At 37.1% G+C, this 19,498-nt stretch carries 14 protein-coding genes; 2 read left to right on the forward strand and 12 right to left on the reverse strand.

Features of this window, described 5'->3' with window-relative positions:
* Nucleotides 1-8 precede the first annotated feature (8 nt).
* From QNI15_RS36380 to QNI15_RS36420, 9 genes are all read right to left on the reverse strand, one after another.
* The gene (locus QNI15_RS36380) at nt 9-593 is read right to left on the reverse strand and encodes a hypothetical protein (protein WP_313998689.1); all 585 of its coding nucleotides are present in this window, start codon (nt 591-593) and stop codon (nt 9-11) included.
* Nucleotides 594-1,317: 724 nt separating this feature from the next.
* Nucleotides 1,318-1,758 (reverse strand): SMI1/KNR4 family protein, encoded by a 441-nt coding sequence (locus QNI15_RS36385; protein WP_314036888.1) that lies wholly within the window; start codon nt 1,756-1,758, stop codon nt 1,318-1,320.
* Nucleotides 1,759-2,214: 456 nt separating this feature from the next.
* Nucleotides 2,215-2,568, reverse strand: coding sequence for a hypothetical protein (locus QNI15_RS36390; RefSeq protein WP_313998677.1), 354 nt, complete (start codon nt 2,566-2,568; stop codon nt 2,215-2,217).
* Nucleotides 2,569-2,762: 194 nt separating this feature from the next.
* A complete protein-coding gene (locus QNI15_RS36395; protein WP_313998675.1) occupies nt 2,763-3,230 on the reverse strand; it encodes a hypothetical protein in 468 nt (155 codons plus the stop codon).
* 97 nt (nt 3,231-3,327) lie between these two features.
* Nucleotides 3,328-3,792 (reverse strand): hypothetical protein, encoded by a 465-nt coding sequence (locus QNI15_RS36400; protein ID WP_313998673.1) that lies wholly within the window; start codon nt 3,790-3,792, stop codon nt 3,328-3,330.
* A gap of 150 nt (nt 3,793-3,942) precedes the next feature.
* Complete coding sequence (locus QNI15_RS36405) at nt 3,943-7,455, reverse strand: DUF7619 domain-containing protein (protein ID WP_313998671.1); 3,513 nt, start codon at nt 7,453-7,455, stop codon at nt 3,943-3,945.
* Between the two features lie 225 nt (nt 7,456-7,680).
* Nucleotides 7,681-7,878 (reverse strand): T9SS type A sorting domain-containing protein, encoded by a 198-nt coding sequence (locus tag QNI15_RS36410; protein WP_313998668.1) that lies wholly within the window; start codon nt 7,876-7,878, stop codon nt 7,681-7,683.
* 74 nt (nt 7,879-7,952) lie between these two features.
* Entirely contained in the window at nt 7,953-9,113 is a 1,161-nt protein-coding gene (locus QNI15_RS36415) for a hypothetical protein (RefSeq protein WP_313998666.1), read from the reverse strand.
* Nucleotides 9,103-12,318: a hypothetical protein gene (locus QNI15_RS36420; RefSeq protein ID WP_314036890.1), complete on the reverse strand. Its 3,216-nt coding sequence runs from the start codon at nt 12,316-12,318 to the stop codon at nt 9,103-9,105. The genes QNI15_RS36415 and QNI15_RS36420 overlap by 11 nt, the downstream gene beginning before the upstream one ends.
* A 934-nt stretch (nt 12,319-13,252) precedes the next feature.
* On the opposite strand from QNI15_RS36420, the gene QNI15_RS36425 reads away from it, so the two are divergent.
* The gene (locus QNI15_RS36425) at nt 13,253-13,384 is read left to right on the forward strand and encodes a hypothetical protein (protein WP_313998662.1); all 132 of its coding nucleotides are present in this window, start codon (nt 13,253-13,255) and stop codon (nt 13,382-13,384) included.
* Between the two features lie 82 nt (nt 13,385-13,466).
* A complete protein-coding gene (locus QNI15_RS36430; protein WP_314036892.1) occupies nt 13,467-14,006 on the forward strand; it encodes a hypothetical protein in 540 nt (179 codons plus the stop codon).
* A 400-nt stretch (nt 14,007-14,406) separates the two neighbouring features.
* Here QNI15_RS36430 and QNI15_RS36435 read toward each other — a convergent pair whose 3' ends face one another.
* The 3 genes from QNI15_RS36435 to QNI15_RS36445 form a co-directional block, all read right to left on the reverse strand.
* Nucleotides 14,407-14,895 carry a hypothetical protein gene (locus tag QNI15_RS36435; RefSeq protein WP_314036894.1) on the reverse strand — a complete coding sequence of 163 codons (489 nt, stop codon included), beginning with the start codon at nt 14,893-14,895 and terminating at the stop codon, nt 14,407-14,409.
* A gap of 277 nt (nt 14,896-15,172) precedes the next feature.
* The gene (locus QNI15_RS36440) at nt 15,173-15,661 is read right to left on the reverse strand and encodes a hypothetical protein (RefSeq protein ID WP_314036896.1); all 489 of its coding nucleotides are present in this window, start codon (nt 15,659-15,661) and stop codon (nt 15,173-15,175) included.
* Between the two features lie 270 nt (nt 15,662-15,931).
* Entirely contained in the window at nt 15,932-19,444 is a 3,513-nt protein-coding gene (locus QNI15_RS36445) for a DUF7619 domain-containing protein (RefSeq protein WP_314036898.1), read from the reverse strand.
* Nucleotides 19,445-19,498 lie beyond the last annotated feature (54 nt).

Consider the following 19,498-nt stretch of genomic DNA (forward strand, 5'->3'; position numbering starts at 1 on the left):
CTGTGCCATCAGATACTCATTAAAAAAGTAAAAAGTTCCTGTTCAGATCTATATATTTCATTAAGTGCATGGCTATTTACTAAATAAAGACTGAAAGTAAAGCCTGGCTCACTATCATCTATTGCAAAATGTATATCATCTTTATATTTTTCCAGAATAGTATTATCTATGTTTGTTACACATAGGTACCCATCTGATAATTCAATAAATTTTTTCATTATATCTAATCCAAACTTTTGAAGTCCGGTATTAAAAGAGAATGCGGAGACTTCAAATAAATAATTAATTTCTATTAGCCTTCCGTCTTGAGTTATTATTTTCTTAGAACTACTGAATCCATGATAATTGAATGAGAAATCTCTATCTGCACTTTCTTCAAAATCTATATAGATAGGCCAGTCTAGAATATAGATATTTCCATTTACTGTGACTTCATAGTCTGTATCAATGATGAGTTGATTAGGATTTTTGTCATTAGTACTCTCAAAATTGGTAAGTCGAAAGTTAGTCTTTACAAAACCTTCAAAGTCTTTGCGTAAATGAACAGACCCATTATTTTCAGAGACACCAAAGTACATTAAACTTATAGACATTTTACTCTATTTAGTCTTTAGATAATTTATTAAATCTTGCTCAGAGGTGTGGTATATTATATTTGCTTTACTACCAGTTGCCGCCTGAACTTTTGCAGCAACTTGTTTTATTTGATTCTTCCCATCGTTGGTGTTATCACCAACGAGTTGTTTCCCATCGTTCAGGTCGGTGATAACACCAACCTGGGGATTGATAGTTTATTTACCAGTAACTGAATTATCTTAAAATTTAAATATATCTCTATATTCCTAAGCCAACTCATGAATATAACTTTCATAATTGACAAAGATTCAGTAGATAATTTTATCGGTGTGGTTTTAGTAAAGCCTACCTAGCATGACAGGATTCTCGTGCTAAGTAGGCTTAGGTTACATTATTATATTTGTTTTCCCCATATATTAGCGCCCAAAATTTCTTTCTTATAAATAACCTTGCTACATTCTTTATCACTATCATAGTTAGTACAACCAATAAAAATGAGAAAGCCAAGATTAATAATAAATGTCTTATTTTTCATCGTTTATGAATTTAGTAATACTAGTAGACAAAATATAAAAGGGGAAAAAAAATAGAGTCAAAAAGGAGAAATTTGCAGTGACCAAACAAACAAAAAACTCCAGATGACTCTATTATCCAAACTTAGTCGATTGAAAGGGAAATACCCAAATTCCACTTTGTTCACCGAATGAAAGTAGATATCCGGCTTGTTACAGGGAGATTAGTTTAATTTATTCCAATTTCGACATGCCAGTCATATAGACCATCAGTATCGAAGACATTTCCTTTGAGAAAGCGCTTAAGAAATTCACTAAGTGAGTTTGTCAAGGCTTTGTCTGGATAGCTGCCATTAAATATTTCGTATTCTCCACTGGATGTAAGTCGCAGTCCCCACTTGTCTGAGCAGATCATATACTCCGAAAAATAAAACCAGTTTACGCCATAGTCTTTTGGAAACTGCCTAATGATAGAAAGTGGAAGCATATTAAAAATATCCTCATTGCAAGCAAAGCCATTACAGGTTAAATAAAACTCTCTGAAATCGGCTGGCAAAAGAAAGCCAGCTAGTCTTTCAAAGTCTTCAATCTCTGAGAGCTTAGCGGGTGGATTGACATCTATACCGCTTTCCCAATGTTTTTGAGCTATTAACTCGATGAGTTCTTTCATAAGTATTGTCTACTAATTGCGTAGGTATTGTATCTATTCGTCTGGTAACACGTAGGCCGCTTTCTCAACGGTGTTGCTCCACCGATTGGGTAGCAGATTGCTGAACTTACCTTCGAAATTGCAGTCATTCAATTTACTCAATTGCAAGCTATCTGAATGGTTTCTGTATCCCTAAAAAGCAGAAGTCAGACAGAGGTGTCTGACTTTGTAAAATTGTTGAAGGTAATCAGTTTAACAATAAAGCATTTCAAAGCTTATTTTCCCATTTATTGCATGCAGCTAGGTATTGCTAAGCATAATATGGAGTAATATAAGTCATTTGAGTAAGAAATATAGCTTGGATAACAACATTTGTTGATCTTATTAAATTACGTTTTTTTATTAAACGATGATACTTATTTAACAATATTAAGCAATCTCTCCTTCATTTTAGCTGGGTAAAGTAGCAATTCTGTATTAAATATTAGTAGAATCAAAATTATGTTTTGTGCTAATCAAAGCAGAGCTTTTCTCTAATGCCTCTTCAATAATACTTCCTCCATAATATTTAAATATTTCATTTATAGAAAAAATGTTGGCCTGTACATTTATTCTCTCATCATCCAAACGTAATGGATATAATCTCCCATCAGCTATAAAGAACTTTTTATTGCTCTTTTCGAAATATTCTTCACATTCAGCATTAGAGAAAATAACTTGATAACGATCCGTTAAAGGTTGAAGTATTTGAAGTGTCTTTGCTTTCTGTTCAATAGCAATTAGTAGATCTTTTTCATCACTAAAAATGGATAATAGTTCCCAATATTTCATCTGGTTTACATTATTAATGTTTATTAGATACATATCACTTACTTATCTATTTTTAAATGGAACCAAATGTCCAGGGTGCAAGAAACAAATATTGTTTATCGTGATAAGTACAATCTCTATTTTGTATTTTTCAACAACAAAATAGCTGATATCAGGCATTCAAATAGGACGCAATAATTCGTACAGCTAGAAGCTTATTCCGAAGGGTTATCTATCCTCTTAAACGTCACTATTCCATCTCTCGAAAGGCTAGTACTTCGTATCGAAAAGTTAATGATTAGGTTATCCTGATCTATCCGATACGATGTAGCAGATAGCATCATTCTATAAAATTCATCTCTGTCTACAGCATCTGAATGGCACTCTCCAGACGCATCTACCCATACTGAACTTACCCTGGAATTGCAAACACTAAACTTTCGATCTTTGACCCGGTAATAGCCCAATACCAGATGCTTTGTGTTTACCATAGTTCGCATCACACCCTTATCCAGGAATTCCACTTCAAATTTATGTGTACATCCCGTCAGGTATGCTGTAGGATCTATCACTTCTGTGATACCGGAAACAGGATGGGTAAACTCAGTTAGCACCCATTTCTTTCCTCTTAGTTCATCTGGAGTCTTGTCAAACACATACTGCAAACGGCAGGAGCTACACATAACTGCTATCAGTAAAAGAAGATAAAATCTTACTAACCTGTTTGTACTACCCAAACGCATATTACTTGTTATTTGATTATATACCAACTAGACGAAATTACAACACACGCTTAAATCGTAACCATCCCCAATCTCCAGGATCATTACTAAAATGCAGCTCTATAGTTTTATCCCTTATCAGCAGGATAAAAGCACTTATCATATCCGAGTAAAAGTGAGAGAAATAGGTATTAAAGAGTTTGGGTTTCTTCGCTGCCCAACCGGGAGTATACCGTCTGACTGCCTTACCTGGCTCAATATCGTAACATCTCCTTTTATTTCTTTTATAATACCCAGTCCCTATTACTACTCCGTCTACATAAAATTCTATACATCCTTTTTCACAGAAGGCAATCATATATTGTGGATCTGGCGCTTTTAATTTCACTGAATCCTCCACACGCTTATAGGTACTAAGTATCCACTTGGTATTAACCAATGTCATAATATTATCACAGGCCCACTGAGCCTTTGCAGGTATACTTGTTATTACAAACAAAATAACCAAAGCAAGTTTTCGCATATACCAAAACGTGTATCATTTTCAGACTACTAACGAACAGTTTTGACAAAATGTATAAATACTATAGATATACTAACAGAAAAGGCCTGAATGCATCTTCAGACCTTTTCTGTTAGTATATCTATAGAAACTCATTTGTACTACTTCATCTTACTGCACCACTACTCTCTGTATCGAAGTACCCTTATTAGTCTGAATATGTACCAGATACATTCCTTTGGGCTTAGCCTGCATATTAATCTGTACAGCCTGGCTATCTACCGAGGATAGACTTACAGTCTGCGCCTCACCCAGCAGATTATAGATCTTAACCTGTTCAATACGCACAGACGCATCTACCGATTGTATCCATACCTGACTCTGGGTAGGATTCGGATATAGACTTAGCTTGCCTTTCAACGCATCTGGCTCAGCAGCCATTACCTTATCAATAATAGAATCACTCAGCTGATTGGCAGGATTGATTACTTTGGGTACATCATATAGCACATTGGCTGTAGTGTTAGTGCGTACCGGATCATTGTAGTCAAAGAAGATATCCGCATAATTCTCAATCAGCATCTTTTCGGGTAGATTCGTTTTTGGCTTGATTGAGAACTGGATAAATCCGTTGCTGCCTGCCTGATCACGGGTACTATCCGGTAGGTTGATGTTATTGAATGTCCAGGTAAGTATAGGTTGTCCTTTGCCACTTACCTTCAATGAGTAGATATGTGAGGCAGCTCCCATTTGCAATGTGGCAATATCCAGATTTTCAGACAGCGTATCCACTACCACCACTTTATAGGCATAATCCGTACCTGTATTCTGGAAGCGGATAGTATATTTTAGTTCGGAATTTGTTGGTGTATAATGGTCTACAGGTGTTCCAGCAGGACTTACCAGCTTATCGTTAGGATCAAACGAATCTATTATCTGTAGACACTGAATTGCGACTTCGGGCTCTGCATCGTCTTGTGGCAACACATCGACATAGCCTTTGCTCACTATATCACTGGTAGACGCTACACATCCCTCAATCGTGAGATTGGTTTGAGATTTACGTGGATGATCAGGGCGCTGGTCGGCTTCCAGACGAACGGTCTTGCCGTTAGCAGGTACTTTCAAAACTAAGCTATCCCCTGCTGCCAGTTTGTAGTTTTTACGAAAAGCCAGTTGAGCATCCAGCAGTATTCTAAACTCAGTACTATCAGTCATTGCCTGACCAACATTCTTAATTACTAGCTGTACTCTGCCGTTTTCTATGCATTTGCCTGTAAGCACAATATCTGAATTGTCCCACAGAGAACCTGTTGGGAGTGTATATGCGTTTGGAGGTGTAATCCAGGTTTGAGTACATTGTGTTAAGCGGGTGATATTATCTACACAAGCAACTGAATCTATGAGAGTGATCGTACCATTTGTGTTAGATTTGAGTGTATCTATTGAAAAAACATAGTTCGAATCCTTATCAATGGTATAAGGTTGGTCAGCAGATTTCAGAATCACATATTTTGGCAATTTAACATACACTCTTACATTTGAAGCGGAGGCATAGCCTGTATTGGAATAGTTGACTACTGTGGTACTTGTAAAACATCTGCGACGACGAGTAGAACTTACGGATACCTCTAGATGAGGGATAGCCGTAGCGTTGTTGGCAAAGTTAATACCTGTTATCTGATCTTTTTCATTGACAAGTGTAACCGATGCAGACACATTAGTAGCGGGACAAATAGGCTGTAACAATGCATTGTCTGTATGTAATACCTGGCTAACCGTGTAAGTACCTGTTGGTACAGCAATGCGATAGTTACCAAATTTATCTGTGCTACCATAATAGCCACCTGGATTCGCTACCAGAGTTGTATTTGGAATACCTTCATCTGAAGCATCAAAGCTACAATTATGATTTTTGTCAGCATACACACGGCCCCGAATGAACGATTTCTCATTTGTACTATAAACCATTACTCCTGTAAACGGGTTTGTCCAATAGATATCGCCCTCGTTATCGACTGTAAGCCAACAGGGATCACTCATTAGATTATCTATTTTCAGTAAGACCTTTCCAGTAAGATCCATTTTTAGAATACTATAGTTAGGACCATCGGCAACCCATAGGTTATCTTCGCTATCTATTTTAATACCAACAAGGAAATAACGTCCAACATCAATATTTTGCACACTTCTAATGAGAGATAAGTACTTACCATTTGGATCAAATTTCTGAATAAAAGTACTAAATTGATCAGCGACCCAAACATTCCCATGGCTATCTGTTGCTACAGCTGAAACTTTTGTAAATTGTCCATAACTAATTCCACTCCCTCCCCCTTTCGCTAAGAACTTACCTGTTGAATCAAATTTAAAAATAAGATTGTAGAAACTATCAGCTACCCAGATATTGTCCTGATTATCTGTGGTTATGCCAGTCGGACCTGCCAATTCTCCATCACCATATACACCAGGGGGTATCTTCAACAGGAACTTACCATCTTTATCAAACTTTTTAATACAATTATTCCCCCAATCAGTCACCCAAATATTGTCTTTACTATCTGCTGTTATACCATCCGGATAAAGAAATTCCGCATCTCCATATCCATAGGAGCCAAAGCTAAGTAAAAAATTGCCATTGGTATCAAACTTTTGGACCCTATTATTTTGATGATCTGCCACCCAAGTATTTCCCTGATTATCTACAACAATACCATGTGAACGGTTAAACTGACCAGGATTTGATCCTGGAGAAGCTTTTTTTCCGACAAAATTTCCATTACTATCAAACTTCTGAATACGATTGTTATCATAATCTGCTACCCAAATAGTTCCCTGATTATCAATAGTCAACCCTCGTGGAGAGCTAAACTCGCCATCCTTTGATCCTAACGATCCGAATAAAAGTAAAAAAGTACCATTGTTATCAAACTTTTGAATACAATTTTTACTTTTATCAGTTACCCAAACATTGTCCTGATTATCTGCTGCGATATCCCATGGAGAAATAAAATTGCCATTTCCATTTCCGTAAGAGCCGAATTTGAGTAAGTAGTTTCCATTATTATCAAATTTCTGAATACGTGAATTTCCCGCTTCTGCTACCCAGATATTATCCTGACTATCTATAGTTATACCATGTACATAACTAAATTGTCCATTTCCAATTCCTTGAGAGCCAAACTTTAATAAAAATTTTCCGGTCGCATCAAATTTCTGAATACGACTATTACCATTATCTATGATCCAGATATTACCCTTATGGTCTATAGTAATTCCTGTAGGAGATCCAAATTGGCCATCCCCAGTTCCTTTAGATCCAAATTGTAATAACACATTCCCACGTAAATCCAACTTTGTGATCTGGTTTTTGTAACTATCAGAGATCCAAAGATTATTATCTTTATCTATTGTAGTATACTTTATTGGTTCGCTCACCTCAGTTGATAAAGCAGATGCAATAGTAAATTGATAAAAACTATTTGAGTCAATCTTTATAAGAGAGGCATTCTGACTTGAAACATAAATAGAACCTTGTTTATCTACAGATATATCAGCTGGACTTAATACACTGGTTTTCCCTATGGTTCGTTTAAATGTATAATTTTGCTGGCTCCATCCGGAAACACAAAAGAGTATAGTAGTAACCAGAGACAGAATACCTGAAAGTAGAAGTTTTATCATATAATAAATACAGAATTTAATCTGTAAAAATAGAAAAATAAATGCAACAAGTACTTGTTCGTTTTGACGATTTCTTACATTAAAACTTACCTAACTCTATAAAAAGTAGTTTATTTGGTGATATACATTACCAAATAACAGATGAACCAATGGCCTATAAATAGAGAAAGCCAGCTTATGGTAAGCCAGCTTTCTCTACCGGAAAATGAAAGGAACCTTGAATACCTACTGCACCACAACCCGTTGAATCGAAGTACCCTTATTAGTCTGAATATGTACCAGATACATTCCTTTGGGCTTAGCCTGCATATTAATCTGTACAGCCTGGCTATCTACCGAGGATAGACTTACGTTCTGCGCCTCCCCCAACAGATTATAGATCTTAACCTGTTCAATGCGAACAGACGCAGCTACTAGCTGCATTAATATAGATACCTTTCTATGACTTTTACTTTTAGGAGCACTGCAGATATAAGTGAAACATTGAATCTTAGCTTTTATGAATCAGCTCCTTTGGTTTTATCAAAGTTAATAGACCCAAAAAATCTCAGTAATAATGGCACACTGGCTGTAAAAGTTGCCAGAATGGTCGTAATTTGATTATAGGTTTCCCGTTGAGTCAGGAAAATAAATGTAAACAGCGCACTCATCACAATGATAAGAACAATTTTAAATTCGCTCCAGACACCTTTCGCCATAATTTCCCGATCTATAATGGCCTCCTGTTTAGGCTTTACACACGTTAAGATATAGTTACGAAAGCTTTTGTTCATCAATCGTATGGCTCCATTGTATTTTAATAACCCCTTATCCAGCAATGCCCTTATTATCTTCACATTTTTAAAGTTAGCAAGTCCATCCTGCGCCAGATCATATAAAATATATTGCTCTTCACGAGTACAGGAGTTCCATAATGCGGCGTAGTGCAAATGAGCCAGTTGCTGAATTTTGAGGATCAAATCACCCCGTTTCTTACTATTGACAGACACACTAAGATTACCAGAGCACTCTTTCACTTCTTTTTCCAGCGTTCTTAAAAATAAACCATTCCCATCTAATTCTTCTCTCAAAACATGTTCACCAGTAATGGTATTGTCCGCTGAGGAAGTACGTAAGCGCGAAGAAAATTCTCTCCATACCTTTTTGAAAGTCAGTGTATCTGAGCCATCATCTACAGGCATTGCTACAGGAGGAGCAACCGAACTGTTATTTGTTTCTAAAAATGCATCCAAATGAAAATAGAGCTCTTTAAAATTACTCATCAGATTTTCCCATTTAGAAATATCAATGCTATTGCAAAGTGTATCCTTTTCATTGATTACAACATACTTCTGAATACAGGTATTCATCTCCTGAGAAATTGAGGTCCAATCTTTCAGGGATAAAATCACGGTAGCCTCAGAATTATCAATAGCTTCATACAAACGTGTGATAATTGTATTGTATTTTTTCTGATCAGCAGCCCAGAAGCAAAGCTGCTCAAGATGTACAATCACAAGTTGCTCCCCCCTATTTGAACTACCTGGTACCGGATTTGCTTTTCTTCCTCCTCCTGTTTGTCTGCCGCCCCCATTACCATTGAAGGAACCAGACAAATGTGTATCTGTAGCTGCTGCACCCATGTTTTGTCCGGACAATTGACTGTTGTTAGATTTCATGGTAAAAAGAGCTTTTCGTGTCAAATACTTCTTTTAAGCTTTTTCCTTTGGAAATATCTTTTACATCCTTTTCAGTAAGCTGACTCAAATTTATAAACACAAGGTTCTTTGCGGATTTTGGATCAAAAAGCTTACTCAAATACCTGGCATTAGGAAGGAAGGAGCCAGATAAGAATAAGTAGTTGCTGGCAGCAGTATTGGCAGAGGTAACCACATCTTTGCATTTCTTAGAATTAAAATGTGAATCCACTCCAAAATTATACAACCCTTCATCAAACAGAATAAAATTAAATAAATGGGTCGCGGAATATCTGATAATGGCAAATAACCCACACAGCAGAATAGCTATTATAACAGAAGGTAAAATATATAACTCCGCTACAACCCATCCATCCATAGGCAGGTTCAGTGCGTCACTCAAAAAAGGAAAGTTAAGAGAAGGTAGAGAGCAGGAAATTTGTATAGATTTACTAATATCACTCTTATCATGAAGTACACCTGCATACTGTACTGTCAATATATCTTTTTTAGTCAGGTCTACCCAATGAAAGTTAGCCAGGTTTATATCCGATTTCAGTAAAAGATGATTATCCCGTACAATTTTGTTATATAAAGGCCGCAAATGGAGCCTTGGCATTAGCTCATTAAAACGACTGTATGAGATAACAGACTTTTTATTTGCAGAATCAGTAGAGCTTATACCATAATTTATTGTAACAGGATAAATGGATTGAGTATAATAGCCTTTTTGCTCAATTAGTTTTTTAACGATAGAGTCATTCTCAGATATTCTCATTTTGGCATAATGCTTTTCTATATCTATTCTCCTTTGTGTTAGCTGATGGGCTAAATGAATGAGTTGATGACTGGCGGCTATTCTATGTTCACGGTCATAATTCACTTTATAAAATAGAATAGCAGGTACAACTCCCAGCAATATAGCCCAAAACAGCATACTCCAGGGATAGGATTTGCGTACCTGAAAGATCTCAGACAGCATACTCTCATTCTTGTCTTCACTAAGTTTCAGTTTTTCTTCTCTGAGTTTTAGTGCTGCATCAAAAAATATAGTCAATAAACTCACTAGCAGTAATCCTAGTATATATCCTAGAATTATGACTGTTTTAGTTACACCTGCTTGATCGGCAGATTGTTGAGAAATTTTAGTAATTAACAGGACAGACAATAAACTATAAATAATCCAAAAAATGGGTTTCGTAGATTTGAAATATAAATACCTGGCCAATGCAAATGAGGTTATAGAAGTAAGTACATAGAAACACCATAAATCTGTCTCATTTTGATAAGAGAACGAAAAGAGTATAGTAAGAACAATCAGCAATATATTCAGACAAGCAAATACTACATAGCTTCTCGTGTTTTCCTGAATAGGAGCAAGCCAGTAAAATGCAAAATTTTCACCTTTAAGCCGAACATCATGCTGATAGGTTAGCTTATGTGTCAGCAAGAGTATAAATAAGGGTACAAGTGAAAGCAGAAAGTACAAAATAGTCATACTGATAGCCATGGTGCGCGTACTATTAAAGTATTCTTGCTTGTGAAAGACCAAAAGATACAATGGAAGATTGGGAAGTGGAGCTCCATAGGCTATATACGGTTCTCCATTATAGGTAATAGATAAATGTCGGGATGCACTGCCATTAATGGCTGCAAGCAATTCCCTGTCCTCACCACATTCTTTGAGAAAATCTTCCTGCAGGTTTTTAGTTTGATTGGAATGAAACCATACTTTGCCTTTCGGGTCTATAATGCTGAACTGATATCCCAATGGCATGATTGGATTTATTACAGATTGTAGCTTTGCCACCATTGCCATTACAGGTCGGTAGTTATTCAGGGGGTCCGTTGGCAGATAGCTCTTATCTGCCCGAATAGAAATTGCAACAATATTCTCCCCGGTAATCCTATTGAAGATTGGCTCAAACATAAACAGCCGTTTAGACTGGCCTTTACCTAATTGCCATAGCTGATTTGTAAGGACTGCCTGAAAATAATTACGGTCCTGAACTTTTACTGAAGGCTGATCTACCGTATCAACATATAAGGCTTGTTTGGCCCATCCAAGGGAATCTATCCAAAACACATCATCAAAATAAGGATAGACCAGAGGTTTCATTGTGGTCTTCTTTAAAATATTTAAATTCGTCTTTTTAGGCTTTCGGATTTTATAGGCTTCCAATTGTGCTACAGCAGCATCCAGTTCACCGATAAACGCTGTCCGTATATCTGTGTTTAGTTTTGACAGATCTTCATTATTGGCCTTTTTTTCCGGAAAGAAATATGTATATGAGGATATTACCATAATGGTAATCAGAAAGGAACCTATTACGACAGATAATGCACACAAAAAAGCATCCTCTGCTTTTAAGCGTTCTACCGGACTTACGATCAATAGCTTTATAAAAGGATATCCTAACACCAACAAAAGCATCAATAACAAACTAAAGAGAAGTGTAAATACCGGCACTTCATAAATCTGAGCATAATAAGTCTTTCTAAGAATCAGACCTGCCAAAATCAGATCATGATCGGTATTAATCCGGATACGCTGAGTGAATAACTTATAAGGTATACCGGCAAGTTTTACATTCCATATATTATCTGATTTCTTAAACAGTGAATCTAGCTGATAAGCCTTGCCCTCATCTGTATAAAGACTCAACTCTCCAGGCATAGTGCTAAAAACACTTCCTTCTTGTTTGCTGCTTATTAATTGAAACTCGTCAAAAACTTCACCTTTGCCAACCAACACATTCTTCAAAAAATCCTCTAATGAAACCTGAAATTCAATAGTTGATTTTACACCATTCGAAGATTTACCTACAGTATCAGTATAATGCAGGAAATTGTGTTGGGTAATTGCTGTTTTAATAAAATCTTCTTCCTGGTAAGGGTTTATTTCTGTAAATGTTATATCCTGATTGTAAACTCCTTTGGCTGGCAAAGACTTCTCGATTTCATCTAATCTGTATTTAATTTCTTCTTTCGCATTTTGGATAGTGTTGGCGTTCTTTTCAATTATATTGGTATTAATCTGACTCAATATCCGAAATGCTCTCTCATGCAGGTACGATTCGTTTTCCTTTACATATACAAAATAATAAACACCAAAAATCAGAGCCAGTAAGCTTAGTGTTACAAGAATGATCTTGTAACGTCTAAAAGATATATCCATCAATTTCATATAGTCTCATCATTAGAAGCAGGAGATTAGATTTCTTACAGAGAAGGCACAAACAGGATAGCATTTTTATACTTAAACAGACTATCAGACACTTTCACCTATAACCCCAGGGGTTAAGTAGTAGAATATCGTAAATACATGATTTTATGCCATGTTGGAACAGGGCAAAGAAGATTATAAAGTATACTTGATACCCATGCAATTTCTTTACTAAAACCAGTTATGTCAATACCTCAAAAGAGGTATTTTGAAGACCTTAAAGGCTTATTAGGTAAGTAATCCGGGGGTAAGGTTTAGGCCTTATCATGTACCATAACTTTTCTGGAAATGAAGGTTTTAAAAAGAAAGACGCTGGTTCGAACATCCGTTCGGACTTAAAATGAAAGCAACGTCCGTTGCGTTGGGACAAATAGAGCCAAGTTCAGGTTTGTAATAGTACCCAAACAAGGTTTTATCTCCCAACACAGCGGACACTGCTCTCAAAATGGGCACAAGCGTCCGCTCAATGCTGTCAAGGTAAGAAAACCACTCAAACTACCTTATCTGTCCTTCTGTAAGAATCTCGTGGCAAATAGAGCCATGTTCGCTTTATGAGAGAAAAAAACTCCAGTTGGAAAGGCCGCCGGTCTTGTCAAGAGTTCCTTTCAGGAGGACAGGGAGGGGGCAAGAGAGTAAAAAAGAGATTATCCCCTAAAACCTGCAAAATTGAAAAAGTTATGGGACAGGATAAGAGTTTAGCTTGCTCAGCAATGGATCTTTAAATAAAACTGCTTGGGAATAGAACACTTCAAAGAACAACAGTCACTATACTGCTAACACCTTATCGCTTAACATAACGGCTGTATAGGTTCTTAGCGATTCGATTGCTTGGGAAAGACACTGTGACTCAAATAACTTTCGTAAATTGCATAAGAAGTATAAATGCAGGCAAAGTATGTGTCGACAAGATGATTGTTATACTAATGTGAGCCCTATACTACTCACGTTTCAGATTGCCCAATCACAATTTTCACGTTTGCAAATGGAATTATTGGAACGTGGTGTTTTTCTCTCACCAGAAGATTGAGGTATTCCTATTGACTTGAACAACAAAAGAGAAAAATAAGAAAGTAAACAGCTGTAAGCTAAACTGAAAGCACACTACCAAAATGATAGCCCTTCTACCCCACCCTACCGATGATGCAACCTTCCTCTCCTACCTGGAAACACTCATCCAAAACCAAGTAAATGACTACAGGCCCAACCATCTATACCTTATCCGTCTGGACAACTGGTTTGATGATAAGTGGCTGGGATTTTCAGGAACGCGTATGCACGAGATCTCTATCTGGCAGTTAGATCAGGTAACCGTGCCTCCTTTTCATCCCAATCGGGTAGAAAGCTGCCTCTACTACAAACTGAAAGAAGGTAGCTATACACTAAAAGTGATGACAAAGCCCCTGCACATTATCCAGACAAGTACAGACAATTTGCACAGGAAGATTACGGACTTTATGGACGATGGGCTTTTTGTCTGGTATAGTAGTAACTCAAAAATGAATTCAATGGGAGCTGTAATGATGTATCAGGTGAAAGACAATGAATGCTTTCCATTCTATCTATCGTTGAGTGGAGGCATAAACTGGAAGGTGCAAAAGACAAAGGGGATAACCCGAAGCCAAGTAGAGGAAATATTAGCTGCAAACTAGGATTAAGTAAAAGACGTTTTGAGTTTACCTCTAAGAAGGGCTTTTTTGAGATAATGTTAAAAGGCTTTCAAACGGAAGTTAGCTATCTGAAATGGTTGCAGTATCCTTAAAAAGCAAAAATCAGACAGTACAGCCTGACTTTTACAAGATTATTGAAGATGTCATTTCTTAACCTGTAGTAGAACTCGACTTAAATAGCCAGGTTGTTGGGCTGATAAATATTCCATCATTTCTTGTATAACTTCCTTAGTAATCGCTTTCACAAAAAATAAGGTCGGGGAGCAATGAAAAGATAAACTTCTAGCTTCTCCTACTGGATTCTTTCCTACATCTCATTCACAATGTATAAATTCACTCTCATATTCGTTTCAGGATACTTTACTAAAACGAATCTGGAGTCCTACATAAGATACAATTCCACTTTTTTATACACCTCATGTCTAGAATTGTTAATATAAGCAAATAAACTAACAGGATAGTAACAATCAGCCTGAAAAGAATCGAACCGAACATCTAATGCCTTAAGATAAGGTATACCCTTAATCTTATCAATTAGTAAAAATGCTAAATCCCCAACTAATAAATTTTTATCAAAAGTACAAACCCTGGCAGGTGTTATAGTTGTGTCTAGTATAAGCTTAATAGTGCTATGTTGTTTTGTAGAAAAAGTTGTGACGAGTGAACGATACAAACTATCATCTACAATTCTCGAGCAATCATTGTCCCAATTAAAAGAAACGCCATTCGGTAAGTCTATCAAGATAATACCATTCACTATTTCTACCTGATGTCCTGTATCTACATTGACACTATCCGTTGAAATGTCAGATCTTGACGAAGAGCAAGACATAAAAAGGGCAAACACACTAGTATATAGTTTTTTTTTCATTCGTATGCTTTTCAGACAGTTATTTGATCCTGAGGGGGCCACTCTCCCCAAAGTAATTGCTCTGATTTATTTAATCTCTTGTGGATTTTTCTGCGAATATTTGCCCAGCCTCGTAGAAATACAAAACAGCACAAGGCTTGGGGTATACTCCCAACTGGAAGGTTAATTAATAGAAACATCTACCACTTAATTTTTATATTCAATATAGGTTATCTGTACATAAAATGGCAGAAAGAAACAATACATAAAGTAATCAAAAAAACTTTCATATAAGCATTTACTTATCCAGATATACAATAGACCTCGCCGGATTTTCAACCCAATAGGTCACTTCAAGTGGCTGTCCTTCTCTTAGATTAGGGTAGTTTTTCAGAGAATCAGATCCTATATATTGAATACGTTCATAGTCTTTCCCATCAACAGTATATTCAAACTTAACAGAACCAAAGACAGACATTACACTCAGAAGCACTCCTGCTGTTTTATGTGTCTTTTCGTCTTCTAAAAAGACAGGTCTATTATAAAATACGTTCAGGTTTTCACAATCTTCACTATCATATTCAGCATAATACCTGTCACCTACAATATCAGTTCCTGACAGTGTTAATATGGTACTGCAAGAATCATAGGTAAAAACACCACCGAACCCAGTCGCTAAAGGAACTCTTTTACTAATTAGTGTGATTGTTTGAACAGGTTTTCCTTTAAAAGAAGTATCCATAGAATTATAAGCCGCGAAGACAATACCACCTACGATTAGCAACATAATACTACAGGTTACTATCTTGTCCATTGTACTGCTCATATATATTTCTCTTTAAATGTATGCTTTCAAAATGATTTCTTTTCTCTTTTCAGCTAGTCTTAGTAATACAGGAAAGTAAGCCAATGACTATAAACCACAACAAAGGTTCAGACAGACATCCAAACCTTTGTTGAGTTACCTTATATTCTTTACAAAAGCCTTTTTGTTTATTCGCATCGGCAAAGGTATTTCTCTTATAGCCAGATCCGTTGGTTTAACCTATGCCCTCTCCTACTGCACCACGACCCGTTGTATCGAAGTACCCTTGTTTGTCTGAATATGTACCAGATACATCCCTTTGGGCTTAGCCTGCATATTAATCTGTACAGTCTGGTTGTCTGCTGAGGATAGACTTACAGTCTGTGACTCACCCAACAGATTATAGATTTTAACCTGCTCAATGCGCACAGACAGATCTACCGACTGAATCCACACCTGACTCTGGGTAGGATTCGGATACAAGCTCAGCTTGCCTTTCAGCGCATCTGGTTCAGCCGCCATTACCTTGTCATCAATAATACTCTCATCCAGCTGATTAGCAGGGTTGATTACCTTTGGTACATCATACATCACATTCATAGTAGTGTTGGTGCGTACCGGATCATTGTAATCAAAGAAGATGTCGGCATAATTCTCAATAAGCGTCTTTTCGGGTAGATTAGCTTTTGGCTTGATTGAGAACTGAATAAATCCATTACTACCTGCTTGATCATGGGTGCTGTCTGGTAGATTGATATTATTGAATGTCCAGGTGAGTACAGGTTGTCCTTTACCACTTACTTTCAGTGAATAACCATGCGAAGCAGCCCCCATTTTTAATGTTGTAATATCCAGCTTATCAGATAAAGTATCCACTACCACCACTTTATAGGCATAATCCGTACCTGTGTTCTGGAAGCGAATAGTATATTTCAGTTCAGAATTTGTTGGTGTATAATGGTCCACAGGTGTTCCAGCAGGACTTACCAGCTTATCGTTAGGATCAAACGAATCTACAATCTGCATACATTGTATGGCAACTTCGGGCTCTGCATCGTCTTGTGGCAACACATCGACAAATCCTTTGCTGACTATATCACTGCTAGAGGCTACACATCCTTCAATGGTCAGATTCGTTTGAGATTTACGGGGATGACCGGGTCGTTGGTCTGCTTCCAGACGAACGGTCTTGCCGTTAGCAGGTACTTTCAAAACTAAACTATCCCCTGCTGCCAGTTTATAGTTTTTACGGAAAGCCAGTTGCGCATTGAGCATAACACGAAACTCAGCACTATCAGCCATTGCCTGGCCCATATTTTTAATTACCATCTGCACCCGACCATTTTCTATACACTTGCCTGTCAGTACAATGTCGGAATTGTCCCAGGTAGAATTAGCAGGCAGAGTATAGGTATTGGCAGGGGTAATCCAGGCTTTGGTACATTGCGTCCAACCACTAATTTCAGCCAAACACGCTACTGAATCTATAATATGGATAGTATCTGACTGGTTTCCGCCAAGACTATCAATAGTGAATACATAATTAGAATCCTTATCAATGGTATAAGGTTTATTAGCATATTTTAATAATACAAACTCAGGCATCCTCAAATATACTTTTACATTTCTTGCTGAAGCATAACCACTGTTAGTACATGTTACGGTTGTTTCATTAGTAAAGCATCTGCGACGACGGGTAGAACTGATGAATACCTCAAGATGAGGTATTGCTGTAACCTTGTTGGCGAAGGTGATACCTGTTACCTGTTCTTTTTCCTTAACTAGGGTAATCGGTGCAGATATGTTATTGGCAGGACACACTGATTGTAACAATAATGTATCTGTATTCAGTACTTGGCTAATTGTAAAAGTACCCACAGGAACAGCTATCCTGTAGTTGCCAAATTTATCTGTGTTGCTATAATATCCACCCGGATTTGCTACTACCATTACGTTAGGAATCCCTACATCTGTATTATCAAAGCTACAATTCTGATTTTTGTCAGCATAGACTTTACCACTGATAAATGACTTTTGATCTGTACTATAAACAAATACTCCTCTCCCTTCATCTGTCCAGAAAATATCTCCATTTTTATCTAAAGTAAGCCAATTAGGGCTATTGATCAGATTATCGATTTTCAGTAAAAACTTGCCATTGGAATCAAATTTCTGAATACGATAGTTCCTGTCATCAGCTAGCCATAAATTATCTTCACTGTCTATATCAATCCCACCGCCATACCAAAACTGACCATCACCAAAACCCTGAGACTTAATCTCTAATAAAAACTTGCCATTGGAATCAAACTTCAGAATGCGACTATTTCCACTATCTGCCACCCAAATAACTCCTTGGCTATCTGTTGCAATACTACTGGGAAACAAAAACTGGTTCTGGCCCAAACCCAATGAACCAAATTGAAGCAAGAACTTTCCATTTTTATCAAATTTTTGAACACGATGATTCGACTGATCTACAACCCAGATATTTTCCTGTGAATCCAGGGCAATACCGGATGGAGAGCCAAATTGTCCATTTCCGTTGCCCTTCGAGCCAAACTTTAGCAGGAATTTGCCATTGGTGTCAAATTTTTTGACGCAGGCATTTCTTATATCTGTAACCCAAACATTCCCCTGAGGATCTGTTGCCACACTACATGGGCTAAGCAATTGAGTATCAACAGAACCAGATACACCAATAGTAAGAAGGTAATTACCTTCTGCATCAAACTTTTGAACCCGGTGATTACTGCTGTCTGCCACCCAAGTATTTCCCTGATTATCTACCGCAATATCCTGGGGATTATTGAACTGGTCATTATTTGATCCTGGGCTTCCATAGGTTCCCATAAACTTACCACTGGCATCAAACCTTTGAATACGATAGTTGCTAGGACATGCTACCCAGATAATACCTTGATGATCAATAGTTAATCCTTGTGGACCATTAAGCTGACCCTCATCTGAACCAAACGTTCCGAATGATGTTAAAAACACACCATTCTTATCAAACTTCTGGAGGCGATTATTAAATAGTTCTACTACCCAAACATTGTCATCACTATCTGTTTCTAAACCACAAGGATAATTAAATTGTCCATTAGCATCACCCAGAGAACCTACCTTTAACAGAAAACTCCCATTTTTATCAAATTTCTGAATACGATGATTTCCGGTTTCAACAATCCAGACGTTTCCCTCACTATCTGTTGTAACAGCCTTAGGAAATGAAAACTGACCATTTCCGCTTCCTCTGGAACCTACCTTTAAAAGAAACTTTCCATTTTTATCAAATTTTTGAACACGATGATTCGACTGATCTGCAATCCAGATATTTTCCTGTGAATCCAGGGCGATCCCGGTCGGGTAATTAAATTGGCCATCTCTACTTCCAACCGACCCAAATTTTAACAATATATTCCCTTTTGGATCAAATTTCACAATCTGGTTATTGTAGCTATCAGCCATCCAAATATTACCAGCCTCATCCAAAGCAGTGGACCTTTCCACAGACAAATCATTTGGTCTTAAGGCATAGGCAAAAGTAGATTGATAAACTCCATCCGGATCCATCTTTACAACAGAACCAGGAGCACTTGAAACATAGACAAATCCTTGTTTATCTACAGATAAGTCTATGGGATCGTATACATTGGTTTTCCCTATAGTTCGTTTAAGTGTATACTGCTGCCCCCAGCCAGAAATACCAAAAATTAGAGTAGTAAGTATAAATAGAAGAACTGAAAGTAGAGATTTCATCATATAATAAATACAGAATTTAATCTGTAAAATTAGATAAATAAATACAATAAATAC

The organism is Xanthocytophaga flava (genome assembly GCF_030068545.1).
In the GTDB taxonomy this organism is placed as follows: Bacteria; Bacteroidota; Bacteroidia; order Cytophagales; family 172606-1; genus Xanthocytophaga; species Xanthocytophaga flava.